Genomic DNA, 24,823 nt, shown 5'->3' on the forward strand with positions numbered 1-24,823 from the left:
GCGGTTAAGCGTTGGGTTTGAAGTGAAGTAGACCTTGTGGTGGCCTATTGTGGGTTGTGGAGATCTGAGGGTTAATCAGGCAGCTTGGAGTGATAGCGCTGATGTGGCATGTATCGAGCGTTTAAAGGTAATGCTGTAGTTCGCACCTTCATCACCACCTAAACACACGATATAGCCGTGGTGGTCAAGCCGCTTTAGCGACTCTCGAATAGTACGAGGCTTGAGCCTTAGAGCTTCTTCAAGCGTCGACATCGACACGATAAGATACTTTGCCCCTTTCGGTAGCATTCGTTCTGCAACAGTAAAGACTCGCTTGTCACTAACACTGAGCCTGTACTGAGACTCACTTTCAGGGATTGTTGTCTCATGACGAGGTATCCCATACATTTGTGCTAACTGAGACGCTACCTTACGGCAAACAGATAAGTACAACGCAATGGTGCGCTTTGAATACGACTCGCGGCTTAGTGCTTTGAGACTGACATTAAGACGCCTTTCAAGACTGTCATAGGTAAGTGTATCGAGCGTCTGAAGCAATCGAAAGATTCGGCTTCTAGACAGCCCTCGACCTACCCCAGACAAACGACAGGCGTTATCAAAGACGGCCATCTGGCGACGACTAAGGTCTGAGTACTCAAGTGCACAAGCAAGCTTAGCTTTCAGCTTTGAGTTGTTTACATACGTCATATCAAGTCCTTTAAAAACAATCAATTACAGAACAATCCTGCAAGACTGCAACATATATAAGAAAGGCATTGAGTAGTTACTTAGGGTTGGGTAGAAAGGACGATGATTGATAGGAAGACGCAGAGCTTAAAGTCTCTCTAAGAACTACTTTAAGTTAGGCTCTAAGTAAGTGATTGTTATTGTTAATAACTACAATCACATCTTAAAGACAGACTTTAAGTATCCACGCCCTACACCAGCACGTCTTACAAGCTTAAAGCTTCCCTTAAAGAGAACTCTTAAGCTTTGCGTCTGGTGCATGTGTTGCTCTTTGTCTCTCTGCTTGCCCAAGGCATTAAGACTCACTCTCTATGAAGCCGAGAGGTTACGAGGTGATGGCCTTGAAGCCCACTCAGTGCGTGACTCTGATGTGTGACTTCTTGCTGTGGTTTGGCGGCTACAGTCCGCATTGGGTTTGTTCTTATAGGCAGTCGTAATTACAGGTTATTAACATCCTGTCAGACTCACCGTATCGGGCTGCGCCCTATAGGCAGTCGTAATTCGATTGGCATTGCGTTGAGACTCAAAGAGAGCGTAAAGGCAGGGGATGAGAGCGTTGATACCTCGATGGTTTGACCCAACTAAAACAGACAAGGGCAGGCGTTGCACCCGCCCAAGTGACCTAGATAAGCTCGGCGTTAACCTCCGCCATGTAAGGCGCTAAGACATTCTCAATGCCATTTGTAGCGTCCTCAAAGACACCAAGCTCTACTAACGCTTTAACATGCCCCCACACCTCTTGGTGCAGCTGCGAGTCTTGCGTTGTAAGCAGCGTTTGAGTATCAAGATGATTAGAGGCTTTAATAGTTAAGACGTCGTTCATATCAATGCTCCTTTGTGCTTAAGGTGAGCTAAAGATACCGAAACTCAACTTGGTTGTGTTATGTGTAGTCACTAGTGAGTGCAATAACTTGAATATGGTCACGCAAGAGCTTGCTAAGTGAGCACTTATTGTTCAACCAGCCGACACTTAGAACACGGTGCCAGCTTCAACCGCCTTCTTCTTCACTCTCTGTACGGTACTTGCATTACAGCCAAGCTCCTGAGCGACACCACGGATAGACTTTCCCTCAAGTAACAACTCAATGATACGCTGATGCTGCTTGGTATTAGCTTTGCGTCCTTGGAACTTCTCAGCCCACTTCGCAGGGTTAGCTTTAAGCGCTTGTCTTCCAGCCTCAGCCGACGCTAAGCGATTCTTACGCTCTGCCGCAGCCATAGCCGTGAGCATGGTAATCTGGATGTCAGTGACCATGTTCTGCATGTCATCATCTTTGCTTGAGTATGAGAACGTCAGACCTTGGTTGATAGTCTTAATGCACACCCCCCTGTCGAGAAGCTCACGTATAGTCGATTCAGCGTCTCGATAGTCACGCCCTAAACGGTCAACCCACCATACGACTAGAGTATCTCCTTTGCGTAGCTTACCAAGAAGAACCGATAGCCCTGCCCTCTCTTTAGCTGGCACAGTACCCGACACTTTCTCTGTCGTAATCTCCGCATCAGGGTAAAGCTTTGAGATGTCACTCAATTGGCTGTCCACGTTCTGTTCCTTAGTCGACACACGGACATAAGCAAAGACCATTGAGTTGCTGTCATTGGATTGAGTTGTCATTGTCATACCTCGAACGAGTGCTTTAGGTTGCTGTGTGCTTAACTTATTGTATGCATATCGACAAGTCAACACCTAAAGCACACAAAAATAACACCCTTAGAATGTATGCATTTGGGCATAACCTATTGCACTTGACCTATAACAAGAGTATTCCAACTCATACCTTTAAAGTTAGATATGAGCTGGTAGTAGTTCTATCGAAATGTAGTTCCCAAGCGAGGGTGAAGGGGGTATGGGGGAAAAGCTGGCAATCTCACTATGTATATGGGTGCTCAGATTTTTTACAGAAAAATAAAGCCTCTGACAATCAAACCGGATATTCCTCTAAAAACTCCGATTCGGTCAAAACCTCAACCCCTAGCTTTTGAGCATTTAATAGCTTAGCGCTATAGTCAGCCTTCTTATCGCCTACAACAAGTAACTTAGTATCCTTTGCTATCGCTTTTTTACACACAAAGTTATATTTTTGGGCCAAAAGACGCTCTAACTCTTTACGTTGCATTAGCTCAAACGTTCCCGTAAGCGCGATCCGCATGCCATCAGCTTGTACCACCTCACCGCTGTACAAGTCATCAATGCTTATAGACACACTCATTGGGTGATTGTTATTTTTCCGCGTAGGCTTGTGCTCACGCAACTCTATTGGAGCATCAGACATTTCACCAACACTAGAGGCAAACATTTTTTCGTTCATAAAAAAGATGTCCGCCCCAGCATTTCTCATTTCGATTGCTCTTTCAACTTTTAATCCAAAAGCTCCATGCTTCCAACCATGACTAGGCTTATCAGCAATAACAACCACCCTGCAAAGCTTGCTTATATTCCCCTTTACGCGAAGCCCCTTACGTCGAGCGGCATCCTCATGGTCTCTTAGCCTATCCCCGAAGTCACCACTAAAGACAACACCATCACCTAAGGACAAATAACACTCACCTTGATTTAGACTCATTAGACTATTGACTAGTGATGTATGAGCATCCTCTTCCTTCTGCTCAATACCCTTAACGAGGAAACTCAAGAACTCCATCTGATTTAGCTTCCCTTCCGAGATAAGAGTTAGCGACTCTCCTGGACCTTTTTTGAATAACTCATAACGCACGAACCCAAAGTCCATCTCTCGATAGGTTTCATAGTCACCACTATCCCCTATACGAGATTTCACAACGAGCCCCATAGGGTCAGCGTACTTGACAGAAACAACATGCTTCCCATTAGTACTTGGTATGGTATCTCCGCGCTTAAACGCAATAACTGCGCCTTGGGTCCACACCAACCTTTGGCTTCTCTTTGCCATACAAAACGTCAAGTACAAGTAGTCATCTTCTGACAAGCCAACTCGCTCAACTGTAGGCTTGTGCCCTGCCCAAATGCGTGAGTTCGAGGAAGATATAAGAGCTTTTTTTCTCTTGGCCTTGTCGTTTGTACGGATATTGAGACGGCTTGGCAACGCCATCTTTTGACCAACCTTAAAATACTCTCTCACAACTCTAGGTGTAAACTTAATATCTAACGCATCTCTCATACCAAAGGGGACTCGAAAGCCCCAATCGTCAAGATGTAAATCACCAGACCAAGCCGAGGTCGTAATTCTAGGTACTATGAGTTTGTCTGAGCGTTTGCCTGCCATTATACGAGACAGTGCATTTGTGACCTTATTGTGTAGTTCCATGTCGTCCTTGCCTATAGTTAAGCCTAAAGCATTACGACACCAACTCTAATAGCTCAGGGGCTGTCGTGTCTCGCCCATCAGAGTTGATATGTGAACATAATCATACAAACTGCATGCACTTAATCCAAAGTTCAATAGAGAGCAGAGCCGTTCAACTCCCAAAGTGGGAACTGAACCGAACTAGCAGTGTTCTACAAGGTGTGCTACATTTCGAGTAAACCACTGGTGTACCTTCCTTGTATATCAGAGACTTACAAAGGAAAAGGCGACGAACTCTCGAATCCCGCCAGCTCCACCAAACGTTTGGAAAAGGCCACCTTCGGGTGGCCTTTTTTGTATCTACTATCAGTACTTATGTTGCAACAGTACACGATCTACTTTTACGATGTTACTTTCTATTAGTGCACGGCTTCTTTTATAGCCTATAGAAAAATAAGCAGACGATCTCTAATAATCAACACTTCCAACTTTATAAACATTTTATTCATTAGTAATTTTATGCAGATAATTAAATCTCTTAAAAAATAAAAATGCGAAGCCATTTAGCTTCGCAATTTTATTGGATTAAACATGGTTAACAATATTAGAAACGATATTCCACACCTAGCGATGCTTGGTTAAAATCAGTTTTTGTGCTTGCACCATTCGCGACGTTCTCTGCATTCAGTTCTACGTCGTACCACATATATTCTGCGTTAACTAAGAAGTTATCAGTAACTTTAAAACCAACACCGGCACCAGCGAATACACCTTCGTCATCTTTGTTGCCTTGGAAGCCCGCAACGTTGTAATCCGTCGAGTACCACATTTGACCGCCTTTTGCGTAAAGATCGACACGATCAGCAATAGGGGCTGTAACTTTTAGTGCTGCGGTGTAACCGTCTGTTTCGGCATTTGCTAAGTTATTACCATAGCTACCAAAATCAATGTAACCGCCCTCTAACGCTAAGTAAGGGTTAAAACGGTAACCAACCAAACCTTGAATAGCATCACTGTCATCATCAAAGTCATCTTGTCCATCAACTTTTAAGTAACCATAATTAGCGCCGACATAAACACCATGATCTTTGGAGTCCGCTGCGTGAGATAAAGTACTAAACGTTGCTAAAGAAAAAAGGCCAATCAAAGTAACAACATTGCTTTTCATTTCGTTCTCCTAATATAAGTGCCATTGAAAGTTCGAATTATACAAAGCAAATGCAATGCCAATTTTAATTTAATGAAAAACACTTTCTACTTTATAAAAAATTGACATTATTTTGAAATTAGAACAACAAAACTAAAAGTTATACCGTTTTATTTGCCTTGAGAAAACAATATTAGATTTCTGTAAATACTAATGATGTAAAACATTCTATTTTATTTGTAGTTTTTTCAAAAGATAGGAGAAATCAATAAACAAACCCCAATCATCAATTATTTACATACCCATTATATTTAGGATTCTTTATGAACGAGTAAGGAAGGTAATCACACATCGGCTTATTCTCTCTTTGCTTCAATAGGTAAATCTCCTACTCTGTGAAGAGGCTATCTCCATGGGACTGAAGTATGTTAAAAGGCAGTGAGTACCCTTCTATCCGAGCATTAAGGACGTTTGTCGCGGTTACAAATTACCTCAGCTTCTCTAAAGCGGCGGATGCCCTATGCATTACACAAAGCGCAGTAAGCAAACAAATCGCCGTGCTTGAACAACTAGTGGGCTTACCTTTAATACAAAGAGGCTCGAATGGTATTGAGTTAACTGAGGAAGGAAAACGCTACCTACCGCAAGTCACAGAAGCACTAGAACTTATTCAGAATGCAACCGCTAACTTAATCCAATCAGATTCAAAGCAAGAATTGCTCACCGTGGATGTTACTCCTTCTTTCGCTAGCCTTTGGTTGGTACCTCATATTGATGACTTCCACCAGCGACATCCCAATATCCGTGTAAGAATCTGTACCGGAGATGGGAACGTCAAAGGCTCAAGCGGTGAAAGCGACTTGCATATTCGTTGTCTTCCATTGTCCACGCATTATGAATACAGCCACTTGCTATGCGAAGAAATACTACTATTGGTCGGTTGTACTAACGCTCCTGCACTCAAGAATGTGCACGCTGTTAGCGACTATCCGTTGATACCTCAAATCACTCGCCCTCAGTTGTGGGAGCAATTTAAGGCTGCACATGCAGTAGAATCAACCGTTACCTATCACTCTGTAGGCTTTGAACATTTTTACCTAGCTTACGAAGCCGTCAAAATGGGAAAAGGACTCGCCTTACTTCCTGATTTTATGGCGCAGAATTCTATTTTAAGAGGGGATATCCAACGTATTCTCAACCTATCTTTACAGAGTGGTTATGGTTATTACGTGATGATCCCGAATTATCGCCTATCGGCTAAGAAAGTGGCGGCGTTTTACGAATGGTTGAAGAGCAAACTAAGCTAATATTGTTTTCTTGAAATGCTTTTGGTAAACCAAAACAACTCAAAGACTTCAGTATCTGTCTGCTCCAAATTGTGGCATTCTCATTAACACTGTTTCAAAAGGATAAATGGATTGAAAGATATGGACAGCAATTCGCCCAAACTCTCATTACGTACCATTGAGCCAACGGATTACCCTGAACTTGCAGAACTAATGGACTTAGTGTTTCCTGATGTTGGCGGCTCATGGCCACGGCTGACGATTATGGATCTCATTCATCAGTTTCCTGATGGCCAAATCTGTATTGAAGATAACGGCAAAATAGTCGGTGCAGCATTAACCATTAAAGTGGACTACAACCGCTTTTCTCTTCCTCACCTGTATACCGACATCATTACCGAAAACAACGTTATACAGAATCAAGTAACTGGTGATGCAATGTATGGTCTCGATGTATTTGTCCACCCAGACTATCGAGGGCTACGTTTAGGTCGCCGTTTATATGATGCGCGTAAAGAGCTTTGCCGTAGTAAGAACTTCAAAGCCATTTTAGCCGGTGGTCGCATTCCTAATTACCACCAATACGCAGATGAACTGAGCGTTGCAGAGTACATCGACAAAGTAAAACGCCGTGAGCTTCATGACCCTATTTTGTCTTTTCAGCTTGCTAACGACTTCGATGTAAAACGTATCATGCGTGGATACTTGCCAGAGGACAGTGCTTCTAAAGGTTACGCGACACTGCTGGAGTGGGATAACTTTTTCTACGAAGAGGATATTCAATCCGTACACGATGTAGAAAAAACACTGATTCGGATTGGTGTCGTCCAGTGGCAAATGCGCGCGATGAATGACCTGGAGGATTTGCTCGATCAGGCTGAGTTCTTCATCTCTTCTCTTGCGAACTATAAAGCCGATTTCGCCCTATTCCCTGAGTTCTTTAACGCACCGCTGATGGGCTTGCAAAACGACAAAAATTCCGTTGAAGCAATCCGCTTTTTGGCTAGCTTTACAGAAGAGATCAAAAACCGTTTCTCGCAGATGGCGGTCACCTACAACATCAACATTATTGCAGGCAGTATGCCCGTTATCGAAGATGGCAAACTGTATAATGTGGCCTACTTGCTGCAACGAGATGGTGAAATTAACGCTCAATATAAAATCCACATCACGCCTCATGAACAAAGAGACTGGGTGATCGACGGTGGTGACAATGTTCAAGTGTTCGAAACCGATGCGGGCAAAGTCGGCATACTTATTTGTTATGACAGCGAATTCCCTGAATTGGGAAGAATGTTAGCAGAACAAGGCGCTCAAATTGTATTCGTTCCTTTCTGGACGGACACAAAAAATGGCTACCAACGAGTACGAATTTGTTCCCAATCGCGAGCCATTGAAAACGAATGCTATGTTGCAATTGGTGGCAGTGTCGGTAACTTACCTCGTGTTGATAACGTGGACATCCAGTACGCACAATCTGCCGTATTCTCACCGTCGGATATCTACTTCCCGCACGATGCGACCTTGACAGAAGCAAGCGCCAACACCGAAATGATGATCTTCGCCGATGTTGATTTGACTAAGTTGAAGCAACTGAATACCGAGGGTTCAGTAACCAACTTACGTCACCGACGTCTTGATTTGTATGGCGCATTTACTAAAGCTAAAGAGTCATAAAGGTGTGCCTTATTCGTCGCCACACGGGAGCGTGGCGGCGAATAAAACAAGCAGCAGATTTATTCCGCACAATAATCAGAGGCATGTCAGTTTTTCTCAGCGGTGAGAAACAAGAATTGACCCAGTAGGACATTCGGAGTATCACTCCAACTTCGTTCCGCTTTTATTAGGGGAAAGCTTTTGGAACACATTAACGAACTTCTCATGTCAATGAAGCCTTTGCTCGAGCAATACGGCTACTTGGCGCTGATTGTCAGTATATTTCTAGAAGGGATAGGTGTACCGATGCCTGGTCAATCGCTGATGATCGCGGCATCTTTGCTCTCTTCAGAACAAGTCATGAATCTAAGTATGGTTATGATGGTATCGTGGCTAAGCTGCTTTTTTGGGAATACCTGTGGTTACCTAATCGGTTATTACTTTGAAGGCTGGTTGGATAAAAAAGGCTATATCTCTGGCCCGAAGATGCAAACACTTCAACTGACTATCCAGAAATACGGCCCTACATGCTTGGTCGTCAGTCGCTTTATTGAAGGAATGAAACAATTTATGCCTCTTGCATGCGGTATCGCGAAAATGCCACGTAGAGAGTTTTTGCTCGGTAACGCCCTCGCGGCGACAGTTTGGGTATTGGTATTCAGCTTGTTAACTCACTTTGCATTTGAACATTTAAGCGTGTTGAGCAACCTGTACACCGAATACAAATACCTGGTATGGGCATTTGCTGCTGTCTTATTTACGTGGATGGTTTTAGGTATTGTTAAACGCAAAAAAGCCAAATCAATGCAATAACGACAGTCTCTTCATTAGCGCATAACTAAAGCTCGTGGTATCAGTGAGATACGTAATACGAGCTTTTATCTTTTTCTTTACGTGCAAAATTTAAATAGCCATTTAGACGTCTAGACGTTGACAATGCGTAAATGTGATATTAGTCTGCTCTTCTCTCTTATTATTAACATTGTCGTTTACATGTCCGGTTCCCAACAAACAACTAAAACAGTTGCACCTTCTGCGGTCGCACTGATCCCATTGATTGTATTCCTTGCGCTGTTTATTGGCGTAGGCACTTACTTATCTTTGCAAGGCGTTGAATTTGCCTTCTACCAGCTGCCTGCACCCATCGCGGTATTACCAGCCATCATCATTGCGTTTCTTTTAAGTAAAGAGAAACTTAACCGCTCAATCGAACACTTCATGCGTGGTGTTGGCCACCCAGACATCATCGCAATGTGTATGATCTATCTGCTTGCTGGTGCCTTTGCTGCGGTAGCAAAAGCCTCTGGCGGTGTTGATGCAACGGTGAACCTTGGTTTATCCGCAATTCCAACCAGCATGATTTTGCCGGGCATTTTTCTGATTTCTGCTTTTATCGCAACAGCGATGGGCACATCGATGGGTACCATCGCAGCCGTTGCCCCCGTAGCGTTGGGGATTGCTGAATCAGCAGGAATGAGCTTACCGTTAACCGCAGGCGTTGTGCTGAGCGGCGCTATGTTTGGTGATAACCTTTCTATCATCTCTGACACCACCATCGCGGCGACACGCTCTCAAGGTTGTGAGATGAAAGACAAGTTTAAAGAGAACATTCGTATTGCTTTGCCTGCGGCGTTGATCGCGATTGCAGTGTTCGCTTTCAACAGTACAGCGACTCAAGTGCCTGCAACTGGCCATATTGAGTGGCTAAAAGTCCTGCCGTACATCACTATTTTGATCCTAGCGGTATCTGGTGTGAATGTGTTTGTGGTTCTGTCGATTGGTATCCTTTTGGCTGGCGGCGTGAGCTTGGCATCGATTGACAATTACGGACTGACTAATCTAGCCCAAGACGTTTATAAAGGCTTTGGTAACATGCAAGAGATCTTCTTGTTATCCATGCTAATTGGAGGTTTGAGTGAACTGATGCGTCGTCAAGGCGGTCTTGCTTTCCTAACCAATTTCGTTAGCAGCCTTATCCACGCGTTTGGCTCTAGCCACTCTAAGCATGCCAACAGCCGCGCGAGTGAGCTAGGTATCGCGGGTTTGGTTTCTATGGTGAATGGTTGCACGGCAAACAATACGGTCGCCATCATTGTCTCGGGCAGCGTGGCGCGCCAGTTGGCGGAAGAGAACAATGTCTCTCCTCGCCGCTCAGCAAGCTTGTTAGACATTTTCTCATGCGTGGTGCAAGGCGTGTTGCCTTACGGCGCTCAAGTGTTGCTGCTAGGTTCCGTATTCAACCTATCGCCAATTGAAGTAGTTGCTAATTCTTACTACTGCTTTGCATTAGCGATAGCGGCTGTTGTCGCGGTATTTATCAAACATCCCGCGCGTCAACCTGTAGTGCAAACTGAGAACTAACGACAAATACCGAAAAGGCTCCGATGGAGCCTTTTTACTTTCTTCTTTATTTTCCTTGCTGCGAACAGATTTACTTCAAAACTGAACGCAAACTTTGCGCACTGTGTAAAGGAATCGCGAAGCAATGCGCCACATCGCGTAGAGCTTCCACCTGAGCCGCGTTACTGATTGCTAATTCGCCTGCCACATCGAAGTGGTTATTCTCAAACCCCACTCTCACATCGAATCCAAGTAACATCGCACTCGCTAAACAGTCTTGCTCTCGCGCGCCAAAAGCACAAATGGCACATCGAATTTCTTCCTCGACAAAACGCGCCAAATTCAAACCTCGTAAATCCCATGGTGAAGACTGCTGAGCTTGGTGATAACGCCCTAACACCACTAATGCATGCTGATGCGTTTTAGGTAACACGCCCGCATCACGCAGTTGGAAATAACGTTCAATGTCGGTTGCATCGTAGAGAATAATTTGGCTCACGATGTTGTTTTCAGCCACCCAATGGAAAAAGGCATGCCCTTCTTTCTCACTTGCTCGATCGGGGATTAACTCCCTCAATGCGAAAGAAGCCGCTTCTGGTTTCACAGCTTTAACTAACGCCATCTGTTGTGACGGAGAATATAAACCCACCGCCTCTGTGGTGAGCTGAACCATCATGTTTTCTCCCACCGCTTCTTTCACGGCATGGTAAATTGCCATGTTGTCGTCGATGTCTAGTGAATGACGTCCGTTAGCGTCCCTAGCATGCAAATGGATCATGGCAGCCCCTGCCGTTTGACAAGCAATAGCCTCTGCAACCAGTTCGTCTGTTGTCATGGGTAAGTTGACGTGATCGTGCTTGGTTTTTCTTGCGCCGTTTGGAGCCACGATAATAGCGATAGGTTCTCGCAAATATTGGTTTGCTACTTCCATGTCTTCGTCACCTCTTTTAACGTCAGTGAGAGTTTACCGACTAGTTCATCAATATGATGAGACTGAATAATGAATGGCGGTGCGAGCAAAATATGGTGCCCATTAACGCCATCAATCGTTCCGCCCATTGGATAGCACATTAAGCCATTTTCCATTGCTCGCTGTTTGATGCGTTTGTCTGCCAATGTGGCTTTACTCAGCGGCGCCTTGCTTTCTTTCTCCGCCACCAGCTCAATGCCCAAAAACAAGCCTTTACCACGAATGTCGCCAATGTATGGTAAATGGGCCAATGTAGAAGTAAGCTCTTTACGCAGCAAAACACTTTGCTGATTCACCGCTGTTAATAAATCATCTTGGAAGATGGTTTCAATGGTTGCCACGGCGGCAGCGCACGCCACAGGGTGCGCCATAAAGGTATGACCGTGTTGGAAAAAACCGCTTCCATCAGCAATAGCTTGATAGACTCGATCATTCGCAACCACCGCGCCAATAGGTTGATAACCCGCACCAAGCCCTTTAGCCATACAAACCAGATCGGGCTCTGCCTCTTCTTGCTCAAACGCAAAAAAACTGCCACTTCGCCCAACGCCACACATGACTTCATCCAAGATCAATAACACATCGTATTGGTCGCATATTTCGCGAATACGTTTGAAGTAACCTTGAGTCGCTGGCACAGCTCCAGCTGTGGCTCCCACAATAGGCTCGGCGACAAAAGCCATTACATTCTCAGCCCCCAACTCAAGAATTTTTGCCTCAAGTTCATTCGCCGTTCGCAATGAGTAATCCAATTCCGACTCATGAGTCTGCTGATACCGATAAGCGTAGCACGGGGCGATATGATGGCTCGGGTGCAAGATAGGCTTGAACGGTTCACGTCGCCATTCATTGCCACCGACCGCTAGAGCTCCCAACGTATTGCCGTGATAGCTTTGCTGACGCGCGATGAATTGCTTCTTCTCTGGCTTACCTGATTCCACGAAATACTGCCGTGCCATTTTTAGTGCCGACTCCACCGCTTCTGACCCGCCACTGAGTAAATACACATGGTTGAACTGCTCAGGCATGTACTGACAAATCAATTCCGCTAGGTGCTCACTGCTGTCACTAGTAAAAAATCCAGTATGAGCAAACGGCACTCGCTCGATCTGTTCCAACATGGCTTTTTTAACGGCGTGATGACTGTGGCCAAGGTTTGATACCGCAGCACCACCACAAGCATCGAGATACTGCTTTCCATGCTTATCGAATAGATAAACACCTTCACCTCTATCGATGATTGGTAGCGTGGCATGGCAATGACGGTGAAATACGTAAGACATTTGAGTCCCTTCCAATGTGTAATATTTGCACACATCATCAGGAAAAACCCCATACGTGACAAGGGAATAAATTTCACCCTCTATGAGCTTTTGGAATACCACAAACCAAAAGAACCAAAGCCTTTGATATTTAAATAATAAAATAAAAACAGGCCAGCTTTTTTAAAGGCTGGCCTATGGGTAACCAAAAGCTAAAAACAGAATCGTTTACGCGTTTAGTGCCTGTTCTAAATCGGCTAGAATATCGTCAATATGCTCAATACCTACAGATAAACGAATCATCTCTGGTGACACACCAGCTTGTTTTTGTTCTGCTTCGCTCAACTGACGATGAGTCGTCGATGCTGGATGGCAAGCCAATGATTTTGCATCGCCAATGTTCACCAAACGCTTAAAGATTTTCAGAGCGTCATAAAAGCGCACACCTGCGTCATAGCCGTCTTTTAAACCAAACGACAAAATCGCAGAAGGCTTACCTTTCATGTATTTTTCGGCGAGATGGAAGTGTTCAGAACTTGACAATCCGGCATAACTCACCCAACTGACTTTGTCATTCTGTTCCAAGAACTCAGCCACTTTGAGAGTGTTCTCGGTATGGCGCTCCATACGCAGCGGTAACGTTTCTAGCCCTTGCATAAGCATAAATGCATTCATCGGTGATAATGCCGATCCGGTATTACGCAATGGTACGGTACGCGCGCGCCCGATAAATGCCGCCTCACCAAACGCTTCGGTATACACCACGCCGTGGTAAGAAGGTTCTGGTTGGTTGAAAACGGGAAAGCGGTCTTTGTGCTGCGCCCAAGGGAATTTACCGGAATCCACAATCACGCCACCCAATGTGGTGCCATGCCCACCAACGTATTTAGTGAGAGAGTGAACGACGATATCCGCACCGAACTCGATGGGTTTGCACAGCACTGGCGTCGCGACGGTGTTATCCACAATCACAGGTACTCCTTGTGCGTGAGCAAGCTCCGCTACGCGTTCTAAATCAATGATATTACCGGCTGGGTTACCAATGCTCTCGCAGTACACCGCTTTGGTATTTTCATCAATTAACTCAGCCAAACTTTCTGGTTTGTCATCTTTGGCAAACTTCACCTGAATCCCCTGATTTGGCAACATGTGCGCAAACAAGGTGTAAGTACCGCCATAAAGTTGCGGCGTAGAGACGATGTTATCGCCCGCTTGTGCTAACGTCAGAATCGCATAGTTAATCGCTGCACTCCCCGCACTCACGACCAACCCGGCAATGCCGCCTTCTAACGCCGCCATGCGCTTTTCCAGAACATCGTTAGTCGGATTCATGATGCGAGTGTAGATATTCCCCGGTACTTCCAAGTTAAACAGATCAGCGCCGTGCTGCGCGTTATCAAACTCGTACGCGACCGTTTGATAAATCGGTGTCGCGACAGATTTAGTGGTAGGGTCAGTTTCGTAACCAAAATGGATGGATAGCGTTTCGTCTTTCATGTTCTTCCTTGAGCGTCATCGAGATAAATCGTGGACTTATCATGCCGACTTTTTAACCACAGAACCTCGTTATGGGTCACATTGCCCAAGTCCAGAAACGTTTATGAAATGGGAAAAGGTAACATTTTTGATATTCATCGATAGGTATAACTTGCGCTTGATTGAAAGTCTTTAATCTTGTTGATAATCCTCCTTCAATATGAACTAAAGTGAATTTGACCTATTGAGTTCTCAAACTCATTGAGATGGGGGCAATAGGCAAAAACCTTACTCTGTATGGAGATGACCGATGAACAAAAACTGGATCCCCATTGCCCTATCTGGGCTTGCTTTAACGGGGTGTTTTTCTGAAGAAGCGAAAGAAGCCGTCGCCGAGCCGCTAAAAGTAACCGCCGCAGACAAAATTTATTATGGTGGCGATATCCTAACCATGGCTAGCGATAAGCCAGAGTACGCCGAAGCCGTCGCAACATTAGGCGAGAAAATCATTTATGTCGGCAGCAAAGATGGAGCGATGGAGCACAAGTTCGGTAAAACACAGTTGGTCGACTTAAAAGGCAAAACTATGTTGCCTGGCTTTGTTGATCCGCACAGTCATGTGTATGGTGTTGGTCTGCAAGCCATGGTCGCAAACGTGCTGCCATCTCCTGATGGCGAAGCCGATACCGTTGCGAAAATCATCGAAACTCTGAAAAATGCCGAGAACAATAATACGCAACGCCTATTCATTGAGAAAACCGGATGGATTTTAGGTTTTGGTTACGACGACGCCCAACTGGATTACTACCCTACCAAAGCGGATCTCGATAAAGTCAGTACAGATAAGCCTGTATTAATCATCCACACTTCGGGGCATTTGAGTGTCGCAAACAGTAAAGCGCTAGAGCTAGCAGGTATCACGGCAAAATCGGAAGATCCAAAAGGTGGCATTATCCGCCGAATGGAAAACAGCCAAGAACCAAATGGTGTCCTAGAAGAAAACGCGCACTTTGCAATGCTGTTCAACCTCAATAAGTTGATTGATTCAGAACTTCAAGATCGCATGTTAGAAGCCTCGCAAGGTATGTACGCGAAATATGGCTATACCACGGCTCAAGAAGGACGAGCAACATCAGAAGGTTATGAAGCGATGAAACGCGCGTCGAAAAACGACAAACTGATGATCGACTTGGTTGCGTACGCAGATATGGTATCGAGCAGCGATTTTATGGACTCGGAATACAACACGCCAGAGTACACCAACCATTTCCGCATCGGTGGCGTAAAGCTGAACTTTGATGGCTCTCCACAAGGTAAAACGGCATGGCTAAGTCAGCCTTACTTCCACCCGCCACATGGACAAGATAAAGACTACGCTGGCTACCCAACTCTCGAAGATCAACAAGCTTACGATTACGTAGAAACAGCCTTTAAAAATGAATGGCAAGTGCTGACGCATGCCAATGGTGACGCGGCGATCGAGCAATTTATCAATGCGGTAACCAAAGCAAATGAAAAGCTAGGAAAACAAGACCGCCGACCTGTACTCATTCACGGCCAAACCATGCGCCAAGACCAAGTGGATCGCTTAGCTGCGCAAGGCATCTTTCCTTCTCTATTCCCAATGCATACTTTTTATTGGGGTGACTGGCATGTGGACTCGGTACTCGGCCATCCTCGTGCCGATTTCATTTCACCAACTCAAGCTGTGAGAAAGGCGGGGTTAAAATTCAGTACACACCATGACGCACCTGTGGCGCTGCCAAGTTCATTCCGAGTATTGGATGCGACCGTCAATCGCACCACCAGAACCGATAAAGTACTGGGGCCAGATCAGCGCGTTGACACGTACACCGCGCTGCAAGCCATGACCATTTGGCCGGCTTACCAACACTTTGAGGAGTCGTATAAAGGTTCTATCGAGGTGGGTAAGAATGCGGATTTAATCATCCTCGATAACAACCCGATGAAGATTGAACCTAAGGCGCTAAAAGACCTAAACGTGGAAGAAACTATCAGCCGAGGCGAGTCGGTTTATCAACGACAGTAATCCAAAATAAAACACCGCCGTCATCGAGGCGGTGTTTTCTATCTGACTCACCAAGCACTATATCTATTTACTCTCCACTTGCTGTAATAACCAAGTACGAAACTTGTTTGTGGACTGGCTTCGTGTGTTAATGATCAAGTAGTACCCTGCATTGGCTGGAACCGGCTGAAAGGGAGAAACTAAACGCTCTGTCGTCAATTCATCCTCAATCAGTGCCATTCGTGCCATCGCAATCCCAACTCCTGCTTCCGCCGCAGACATCGCCATATCCGTTCTATTGAAAAAGTGTCCAACATCGGTTTTAAAGTCTAATCCCATTGCTGACGCCCAATATAGCCACTCATAGTCACGCGTCGCTTTTTCCCATGGCATCGCATCGTGTAGTAGCGTCGCCTCCTGCCATTTCTTCACTGACATTGAGGATTCTTGTTCATCAAAAGGCACTTTTAGCCAACCATGATCCTCAAGGTACTTCGGACTCATTACGGGCAGCAGTTGCTCATCCAAAATCAACTCCGCGTTAGCATTTCGGTAAGGATGAAGACCATAGTCTATCGCGACGTCATAATCTTTTATCTCACTATTCACTAACGCCCCTTCCGCGAAGATTTGCACTTGGATATCCGGGTTCTCGTGATGAAAACTTTCCAGCTTTGGGACTAACCATTTAAAAGCAAAAGAAGGCGTTAATTTTAAGCGAATCTCATTGGTGTGCTTTTCTACTTTGAGCTCATCAAGCAGTTTGCTCAGCTCGGAAAAGTGAAACTGCGTCGCTTGGTGTAACTGAGTGCCTTTAGCGGTTAAACGAATACCGCGGGAATGGCGTTCAAATAAAGTAAAACCTAATAACGCTTCCAAATGAATAATTTGTTGGCTCACGGCTCCCGTAGTGAGGTGCAAAAACTTAGCCGCGCCAGTAAAGCTGCTGTGCTCCGCGACTTGGCTAAACAGACACAAGCCACTTATTAAATTACTTCTCATCCTTGAGCCTATAGTTTTTCTAAACGCTGTATGTAATTTATATCGATTGTTAACAAAAGGTAAAGAAAAGAAACTAACCACTCAGATAAATGTGTGGAGTACATCAATGGAAGTCATCGTATTAGGCAGCGGCGTCATCGGCTTAACCTCTGCTTGGTATTTATCTCAAGCAGGCTATCAAGTTACCGTTATTGACCGTCAACCAAGCAGTGCAATGGAAACAAGTTTCGCCAATGCTGGGCAGATCTCGTACGGCTATTCTTCGCCTTGGGCTGCGCCTGGTGTTCCTGTTAAAGCCATAAAGTGGTTAATGGAAGAGCATGCTCCACTCAAAATCAAGCCAACCCTCAATGCCGATATGATCAGTTGGGCAAGTAAGATGGTGGCCAATTGCACCCTGTCTCGCTATCAAGTCAACAAAGCTCGCATGCTTTCTATCGCTAACCACAGCCGTATGTGTCTGGAACAATTACGTCAAGAACATGCCATTGAATATCAAGGTCGCCAGTTCGGCACCTTGCAAGTATTTCGAACGCCTCAACAGCTGCAAGCCATTGAAAAGGATATGCAGCTTCTAGAGCAAAGCGGGACTCGGTTTGAGTTGATGGACGTAGAACGCTGCATTGAACAAGAACCTGGACTGGATCTTGTGAAAGATAAACTGGTTGGTGGCTTGCATCTGCCAGATGACGAAACAGGCGATTGCTATCAGTTTTGCCAACAACTAACAGAGCTCGCTAAGGCCCATGGCGTGAGGTTCGAGTTCGACACCGAAGTAAGCAATTGGGTTACAGTAGGCAAAAAGATCATAGGTGTCCAAACGAATCGAGGACAGTTTAAAGCGGACCAATATGTGGTTGCCTCTGGCAGCTATTCTACAGCGCTACTCAAGCAACTCGACATTGAGATTCCTGTCTATCCAGTAAAAGGCTATTCGCTCACCATCCCAATGGAAGATGAGCACTTCTCTCCTCGCTCTACTGTGATGGATGAAACCTATAAAGTCGCCATGACTCGGTTTGATGACAGAATTCGCGTAGCGGGCACCGCAGAATTAGCAGGGTTTGATGCCTCCCTTCCGCAAAAACGAAAAAATACCATCGAAATGGTCATCCGTGATCTTTTCCCTCGCTGCGGCGACTTTAGCCAAGCCGAGTTTTGGAGTGGCTTTAGACCAATGACGCCTGATGGCACACCGATTATCGGCGCGACCAAATACGATAACCTTTTTACTAACACCGGACACGGCACTCTGGGTTGGACTATGGCTTGTGGTTCTGGCCACTTGCTAGCGAGCATTATGGTTGGTGAAAAAGCGAAAGTGATGGATGACACAGAGCTTAACCTTTGCCGTTATGCATAAGGGCATATCTGCATAAAAAACAAACAGGCCTTTACTCCACAAAATGCATAATATTTGGCATTTTCAACTCATCAAATATGCAGCACATTTTAATGACAATGTGCTGCATATTTAATCACCAGACAAATCTTCTACCCCAAAGGAGCAAATAAGCAACAAGAACTAAATTTTAACAATCACTCTCTATTCTGTGTTCACCATCACGCTACAAAGGATTTATAGCCAAAAAAGTTAACAATTGCATTACATAAAGGGTAATGTATTGTGTGAAAAACAACCACAAACACAACTAACAGGGAAAATACTCATGCAGTCATTAGTTGATTTTCTGAATGGAATTATTTGGAGCCCGGTACTGATCTATTTGTGCCTTGGTGCAGGTTTGTTCTATTCAATCATGACGCGTTTTGTACAAATTCGTCACTTCTTTGAGATGTGGCGCTTATTACTTTCAGGGAAGAGTTCAACAAAAGGGATATCATCATTTCAGGCACTTGCCGTTTCACTATCTGGCCGTGTAGGTACAGGTAACATTGCTGGTGTTGCTGCCGCTATCGGTTTTGGTGGACCAGGCGCCGTATTCTGGATGTGGGTCGTTGCCTTCTTTGGTGCAGCAACCGCATACGCAGAGTCGACACTTGCACAAATCTATAAAGAAGAAGACGAAGGTGAATTCCGTGGTGGTCCTGCTTACTACATTGAAAAAGCAATGGGACAAAAATGGTACGCTTGGATCTTCGCTATCGCAACCATCTTTGCATGTGGTGTTCTACTTCCTGGCGTTCAATCGAACAGCATCGGTAACGCAGTAGAAGCAGCATTTGGCTCAGGTGACATGATTGAAACCGCTATTGGTACCTTCAGTTTTGCTAAAATTTTCACTGGTACGGTTGTCTGTGTCATTCTGGCCTTCATCATCTTCGGTGGCGTAAAACGTATTGCGAACTTTACCCAAATCGTTGTGCCATTTATGGCGCTGGCTTACATCATCACTGCATTTGTCATCATCCTTCTAAACATTGGTGAGGTTCCACGCATTTTCGGCATGATCATTGGTGACGCGTTCACACCAATGGCAGGTGTTGGTGCGGCAATCGGTTGGGGTGTAAAACGTGGCGTTTACTCCAACGAAGCAGGTCAAGGTACTGGTCCTCACGCTGCAGCTGCAGCGAGTGTTGATCACCCAGCTCAGCAAGGTCTTGTTCAATCTTTCTCTATTTACATCGATACACTACTTGTGTGTTCAGCAACCGCGTTTATGATTCTTATCACTGGCGCGTACAACGTAAATGGTGCAGTTGAAGGTACGTTCCTAATTCAAAACCTACCGGCTGATATTGGTGCGAATGGTCCTGTATTTACGCAAATGGCGATCGAAAGTGCGCTACCTGGTGTGGGTAAGCCATTCATCGCAATCGCACTCTTCTTCTTTGCGTTTACGACCATTCTGGCTTACTACTACATTGCAGAAACGAACATTGCTTACATTCGTCGTACATTCAAAGTAAATGGGCTGATGTTTATTCTGAAAGTCATCATTATTTCATCCGTGTTCTACGGAACCGTGAAAACCGCCAACTTAGCCTGGGCGATGGGTGATGTAGGTGTAGGTCTAATGGCATGGCTTAACATCGTCGGTATTTTGATCATCTTCTTTATGTCGAAACCAGCTCTCAAAGCATTGAACGATTACGAAGAACAACAAAAACGTGGTGTGACCGACTTTACATTCAACCCTGTAGCGCTAGGCATTAAAGGCGCAGATTACTGGGAAGATAAGTACAAGCGTAAAACGGGTAAGGCACCAACGGCAGACAACAGTACTACAGAAACTGTTGAACAACCATCAACATAGCCTTAACGCATAAACAAGAAAAAGCAGTGGTCCGTTTAAGGGCATAAAAAAGGGGATTAACCATTGGTTAATCCCCTTTTCTGCATTATGTGTAAAGGATTAAGCAGCGACAGCTTCAACTTTACGAGCGATTTTTGCTTTACCTACAGGTAGAACTTCACGACCAAATTCGTTGTTTAGTACTTGTGCCATTGCGAAGTAAATCGCGCTTGCACCACAGAAGATACCTTCGAAACCAGCGATAGCACCGATCACTTCACTACCAGTAAAGTCACGAGCTGCGAGTAGGAAGAACAAGATAGTTAGAGAACCAAATACCACTTGCTTCGCTGTTGGGTAGCATAGAGAACCAATGAACATGAAACCAGTGAAGATGCCCCAAAGCGCTAGGTACCAACCCATAAAGCTTGCTGGGCTTGCAGGAAGACCCATGTGAGGCATTACGATCAAGCCTACTAGTGTTAGCCAAAATAGACCGTAAGAAGTAAACGCAGTTGTGCCGAACGTGTCGCCGCGTTTAAAGCACATGATGCCAACGATTACTTGGCTAAGGCCACCGTAAAAGATGCCCATCGCTAGAATCATAGAGTCAATTGGGAAAAATCCTGCGTTATGAATATTAAGCAGAATAGTGGTCATACCGAAACCCATTAGACCTAGCGGTGCTGGGTTAGCCAGTTTTGTCGACATGTACAAATACCTTTTTTCAAAAATGTTGATAAAAAATGCGCGCGAATTTTAATGGGCCCCAGAACAAAAGAGAAAAACTGTTATTGAAAACTTAGATTCCATAAATAAGCAGCCGCTCAAATAAAAAAAGACCCCGCTAAAAAGCAGAGTCTTTATAGATGGTTAGACTATTTTTCAATCAACTACAGGCAAGAGATTTCGTCCCAGAACCAGTTACTTTGCGTTGGGGTTTCCCACACTCCAGGGCCGTTTTTTGCGACAAAGCATTTGTTTTGGTACGTCACTTTATCACCGTTAGCTACTTGCGTTACGCCCGGCTCCCACTGAATAAAATTACCTGTCACTGGTGGTTCTGGCTCGGTGACTGGTGGCTCAGGTTCTGTGACGGGCGGCTCTGGCTCAGTCACCGGTGGTTCAGGTTCTGTTGTAGGCGGCTCAGTAGGTATGCCTGAAACCAGCTTCCACGGGTCTCCTTTCGTTGGCTCATTACCTTGTGACCACCATTTCGCTTCATAAACAGCACCTTGGTAAGAGACTTGATCACCAGTGTTGTACACTTTGCCTGCATCCCAAGCTGCCACGCCTCCTACAGGCGGATCGACCGGATCAACAGGGTCTAGTTTTTCAACCACACGAACTTCAGGCCACCCCGCATGAGATTGGTAGAAGTTAGTTACGCACTTCTCGTAATCACCCGCAACTAGCGCAGAGTAAGCCGTTTGGAAACCAACCAACTCACATTCAAACGAATGGCCTCCAGGGCGATCTGAGTAGTATTTCCAGTTACCATCCCAGTTGGTGTAAAGCACGTCTGTCGCACCATTTAGGTTCAGACTGCCGTAAGGCGTCTGCTGCCAACAAGTGTTTGTTTCATCAGCTTCAATTGGAATTTGATAATGGGCGGCAAGACCTTCCCAATAACGAATACGGTTAACAGGTTGACCTTTATCCTTGTTTTGCTCACCACACTCAATACCACCATTGATCACGTTGATGGTGGTACCAAAGCCGTAACCAATACCTGCATCAAGCTCACGCTGTGAAGGCACCCAAGTACGGTCAATCACATGTAGCATTGCAGGTTTCGGTGCTTGTGGAGTTAGGAAGAACCAGATAGCCGATGCTAAGTTCAACCATGAATCCGCAACCAAGCCTGGATTTTTTAGCAATACAGATGCATCACCATCAAACATCACTTCAGAGAACGCGCCATAGTTAAAATGGTAAGAAAGCTGTTTAGCACCACGTCCAAAGTAACCTTGTCCTGGTTCACATGGCCAACGCTTGTTTTGCCAGTCATTCTGACCACAACCTGTCGTGTAACCTTCTTGACCTTCTGACCAGCCCATTTCACGCACATGAACCAAAGCTTGCTGCCACTCTTCCAATCCAAGAGGGTTATCCGATACGTTATCAATCGAAATATGACCACCAGTTTCCTGCGCAAAGTGAGCAAAGGCTGTCACGATCGATTTTTTACAAATCGCATCCGAATCGCGCCCATCCGTGTACTCACCACAGAATGCAGGGAACTTACCAATTGCACGTAGGAAACGCGTGTAAGTGTATTCAGGTGCCGCCATTTGAGTCAGGAAGTCCCACTCACTTTCAGAGAACACACGCTCTACACGCTTCACATTTTCTGGATTGGTTGCCGCTCCAGGAACAATCGCCTCCACCACTGAGTTCGGGCGCGTCTCTAATGCTTGTGACCAAATGGCATACATAGGGTCAGAGGTTTTGCTTTGCTCTACGGCTTGAACGTCACCACGAGCAATGACATAGCCGTTTGGATTCTGCGGATCGGGCTGGATATTCATACTCGCATTCGCTTGTGCAGCTAGGACACAACTCAATGCAAGAGGAAGATGTTTGAGTGCAAACATGTCTAGTCTCCGGGTTTCAACAATACAATATACAAGGAATAACTAGACATATAGTGGATCATATATACAAAACGCCGAGCTAAGTGCGTTGATTCTGCGAGACAAAATGAATAAATAAGTCCTCGCACACATTTTGTCACAAGAAAAATGTTACCTTGACTCAAAAGAAAAGCGGAGGCCCAATGAGCCTCCGCTTTATGATATTTCTATCTTTATTGTTCTGCCGAAACCACGTCTAGCTTCGCGGTTGATTTTTGTTTAGACAACACAAAATAAACCACACACTGGGCAACAATGGCGGCAAGCACAATCACTGGCGAGGCGTTGATTCCAGCTAAAAGGAAACACCCTAATGCAATCATTCCATTGAGTAATGCGTAAGGCAACTGTGTACGGAAGTGCTCATACTGCTCACACCCTGCCCCTGTCGACGACAAAATCGTCGTTTCAGAGATTGGCGAGCAGTGATCGCCAAACAGGCCACCAGATAACACTGCACCAATACAAACTAACAAAGGAGCATTAATCGCGACGGCCGTTGGGATCACCAATGGCATCATGATGGCAAATGTCCCCCAAGATGATCCCGTAGCGAACGAAATAATACCAGCAAGCAAAAAGGCGACTGCTGGCAATAGCCAATACGGGAAACCGGCTTGAGCTTGTTCAGCAATGTATGCAGCTGCACCTAATTCTTTTCCAACCGAGCTAAGCGCCCAAGCCAATACCAAAATCACCGCCACTGACATCATGTTTGACATCCCTTTCAGATAAACCTGAATACCATCCGAAAGCTTTCTTACGCCATAAAACGCCATCAGCGCAATTAAAGTGAAGGCCGCGAAGAAGTATGCAGAAGAAAGTGCAGCCCTAAACGTTGAGCCTGCCACTTTTTGAAATGGGAAACCGTGTGGCACGAGGATAGTACATAGAACCACCAGCATAACGAGCAAAGGTGCCCATACAAAACTGGATTTTGCATTTTTATGCGTAAACACATTCATAGACTCCTGCACTTTCCCAAAGTCGGAGCCCTGCTCTGCTAATTGTTCTGCTTTCGCCATCGGTCCGAAATCTAACTTGAAGAAAGAGACAATCGGCACAATCGCGATCGCAAGAAAGGCGTAAAACTGATACGGGATCGCGCCAATGAAAGCATCCCAGTCACTCATACTGACATTCAAGGCAGTAAACTCTTTTTGAATCAACCCCATGATGTAAACGCCCCATCCGATAAAAGGAATCAAGATTGCGACGGGAGAGGAAGTAGAATCGATAATAAAAGCTAATTTTTGGCGTGATACTTTTAACTTATCAAATAAAGGGCGAAAAACAGGACCAACAATCAACGGTGTACCAAGGTCAGAGAAGAAAATAACCACACCACCGAACCATGCGGACAGTTGAGCTTGGCATTTACTCGCAACCCATTGAGTAACCTTTTTAGCAAAAGCAACACCACCACCAGACTTTTCCATCAGCGCAACGAAACCACCAATGAACACTAATAATAAAATCACACCAGCATTGTAGCTATCGGTAAGTTGCGGCAGTAGATAGCTTTTCATCAACGCACTAAACGAGTCTAGTGGTCCTTGTTCGACAAATGTCCCTTCAAGCATAGCGACGCCACTGACCACACCGGCGAATAAACCAACGACGACATTTCTCGTCGTCAGAGCGAGGAAAAGAGTAATAAGGATGGGAATGAGAGAGGTAACATCAGCCTGTTCCATAGCAATACCATTTATAATATTTAAACAATTAAAATGAATATATATTTAATTTTACCGCATGTATATATCTCCTATAAAAAAGTTGAGTCCCCTCTTCACAAATTTGAAGCACAAAAAAACCAGCCCGGAGGCTGGT

Annotated in this window: 19 protein-coding genes; 7 read left to right on the forward strand and 12 right to left on the reverse strand. The window is 45.2% G+C overall.

The genetic code is table 11. From position 1 onward, the window contains the following. Positions 1-75: 75 nt before the first annotated feature. The 5 genes from NB463_RS16630 to NB463_RS16650 form a co-directional block, all read right to left on the reverse strand. On the reverse strand, positions 76-687 hold the full coding sequence (locus tag NB463_RS16630; protein ID WP_024700124.1) for a hypothetical protein: 612 nt from the start codon (positions 685-687) through the stop codon (positions 76-78). Between the two features lie 661 nt (positions 688-1,348). Next, complete coding sequence (locus tag NB463_RS16635) at positions 1,349-1,549, reverse strand: hypothetical protein (RefSeq protein ID WP_005479249.1); 201 nt, start codon at positions 1,547-1,549, stop codon at positions 1,349-1,351. Positions 1,550-1,696: 147 nt separating this feature from the next. Continuing rightward, a complete protein-coding gene (locus NB463_RS16640; protein ID WP_025553968.1) occupies positions 1,697-2,341 on the reverse strand; it encodes a recombinase family protein in 645 nt (214 codons plus the stop codon). A gap of 307 nt (positions 2,342-2,648) precedes the next feature. Next, positions 2,649-4,010 (reverse strand): BRCT domain-containing protein, encoded by a 1,362-nt coding sequence (locus tag NB463_RS16645; RefSeq protein WP_047010175.1) that lies wholly within the window; start codon positions 4,008-4,010, stop codon positions 2,649-2,651. A 583-nt stretch (positions 4,011-4,593) separates the two neighbouring features. Continuing rightward, entirely contained in the window at positions 4,594-5,157 is a 564-nt protein-coding gene (locus NB463_RS16650) for a porin family protein (protein ID WP_012842100.1), read from the reverse strand. A gap of 404 nt (positions 5,158-5,561) precedes the next feature. Between NB463_RS16650 and NB463_RS16655 the strand changes: the two genes are divergently transcribed. The 4 genes from NB463_RS16655 to NB463_RS16670 all read left to right on the forward strand — a co-directional run bounded on the left by NB463_RS16655 (position 5,562) and on the right by NB463_RS16670 (position 10,439). Beyond that, a complete protein-coding gene (locus tag NB463_RS16655; RefSeq protein WP_258431363.1) occupies positions 5,562-6,443 on the forward strand; it encodes a LysR family transcriptional regulator in 882 nt (293 codons plus the stop codon). Positions 6,444-6,563: 120 nt separating this feature from the next. Then, positions 6,564-8,099: a bifunctional GNAT family N-acetyltransferase/carbon-nitrogen hydrolase family protein gene (locus NB463_RS16660; RefSeq protein WP_005391488.1), complete on the forward strand. Its 1,536-nt coding sequence runs from the start codon at positions 6,564-6,566 to the stop codon at positions 8,097-8,099. 204 nt (positions 8,100-8,303) lie between these two features. Further along, positions 8,304-8,891, forward strand: a complete 588-nt coding sequence (locus NB463_RS16665; RefSeq protein ID WP_005391489.1) for a DedA family protein — start codon at positions 8,304-8,306, stop codon at positions 8,889-8,891. A 180-nt stretch (positions 8,892-9,071) separates the two neighbouring features. Continuing rightward, on the forward strand, positions 9,072-10,439 hold the full coding sequence (locus tag NB463_RS16670; RefSeq protein WP_258431385.1) for a Na+/H+ antiporter NhaC family protein: 1,368 nt from the start codon (positions 9,072-9,074) through the stop codon (positions 10,437-10,439). Between the two features lie 70 nt (positions 10,440-10,509). Here the strand turns inward: NB463_RS16670 and NB463_RS16675 are convergent, their stop codons facing one another. The 3 genes from NB463_RS16675 to NB463_RS16685 all read right to left on the reverse strand — a co-directional run bounded on the left by NB463_RS16675 (position 10,510) and on the right by NB463_RS16685 (position 14,147). After that, complete coding sequence (locus NB463_RS16675) at positions 10,510-11,349, reverse strand: 3-keto-5-aminohexanoate cleavage protein (RefSeq protein WP_258431365.1); 840 nt, start codon at positions 11,347-11,349, stop codon at positions 10,510-10,512. Further along, positions 11,340-12,671 (reverse strand): aspartate aminotransferase family protein, encoded by a 1,332-nt coding sequence (locus NB463_RS16680; protein WP_258431366.1) that lies wholly within the window; start codon positions 12,669-12,671, stop codon positions 11,340-11,342. Before NB463_RS16680 ends, NB463_RS16675 begins: the two co-directional genes overlap by 10 nt. A 207-nt stretch (positions 12,672-12,878) precedes the next feature. After that, complete coding sequence (locus NB463_RS16685) at positions 12,879-14,147, reverse strand: O-acetylhomoserine aminocarboxypropyltransferase/cysteine synthase family protein (RefSeq protein ID WP_258431367.1); 1,269 nt, start codon at positions 14,145-14,147, stop codon at positions 12,879-12,881. 289 nt (positions 14,148-14,436) lie between these two features. Between NB463_RS16685 and NB463_RS16690 the strand changes: the two genes are divergently transcribed. Further along, positions 14,437-16,176 (forward strand): amidohydrolase, encoded by a 1,740-nt coding sequence (locus NB463_RS16690; RefSeq protein WP_258431368.1) that lies wholly within the window; start codon positions 14,437-14,439, stop codon positions 16,174-16,176. A gap of 63 nt (positions 16,177-16,239) precedes the next feature. On the opposite strand, the gene NB463_RS16695 is transcribed toward NB463_RS16690, so the two are convergent. Beyond that, a complete protein-coding gene (locus NB463_RS16695) occupies positions 16,240-17,157 on the reverse strand; it encodes a LysR substrate-binding domain-containing protein (RefSeq protein WP_258431369.1) in 918 nt (305 codons plus the stop codon). Between the two features lie 106 nt (positions 17,158-17,263). On the opposite strand from NB463_RS16695, the gene NB463_RS16700 reads away from it, so the two are divergent. Both NB463_RS16700 and NB463_RS16705 read left to right on the forward strand, forming a co-directional pair. Continuing rightward, positions 17,264-18,520 (forward strand): D-amino acid dehydrogenase, encoded by a 1,257-nt coding sequence (locus NB463_RS16700; RefSeq protein ID WP_170892538.1) that lies wholly within the window; start codon positions 17,264-17,266, stop codon positions 18,518-18,520. Positions 18,521-18,827: 307 nt separating this feature from the next. Next, entirely contained in the window at positions 18,828-20,375 is a 1,548-nt protein-coding gene (locus NB463_RS16705) for an alanine/glycine:cation symporter family protein (protein WP_012842106.1), read from the forward strand. Positions 20,376-20,474: 99 nt separating this feature from the next. On the opposite strand, the gene NB463_RS16710 is transcribed toward NB463_RS16705, so the two are convergent. The 3 genes from NB463_RS16710 to NB463_RS16720 all read right to left on the reverse strand — a co-directional run bounded on the left by NB463_RS16710 (position 20,475) and on the right by NB463_RS16720 (position 24,687). Next, positions 20,475-21,065 carry an acetate uptake transporter gene (locus tag NB463_RS16710; protein ID WP_005391518.1) on the reverse strand — a complete coding sequence of 197 codons (591 nt, stop codon included), beginning with the start codon at positions 21,063-21,065 and terminating at the stop codon, positions 20,475-20,477. Between the two features lie 182 nt (positions 21,066-21,247). Further along, a complete protein-coding gene (locus NB463_RS16715; RefSeq protein ID WP_258431370.1) occupies positions 21,248-22,951 on the reverse strand; it encodes a chitinase in 1,704 nt (567 codons plus the stop codon). 212 nt (positions 22,952-23,163) lie between these two features. Then, positions 23,164-24,687, reverse strand: a complete 1,524-nt coding sequence (locus NB463_RS16720) for a Na+/H+ antiporter NhaC family protein (RefSeq protein ID WP_258431371.1) — start codon at positions 24,685-24,687, stop codon at positions 23,164-23,166. Between the last annotated feature and the right edge of the window lie 136 nt (positions 24,688-24,823).

The sequence above is a fragment of the Vibrio sp. RM-41-2B genome, from assembly GCF_024744415.1.
Taxonomy (GTDB): Bacteria; Pseudomonadota; Gammaproteobacteria; order Enterobacterales; family Vibrionaceae; genus Vibrio; species Vibrio diabolicus.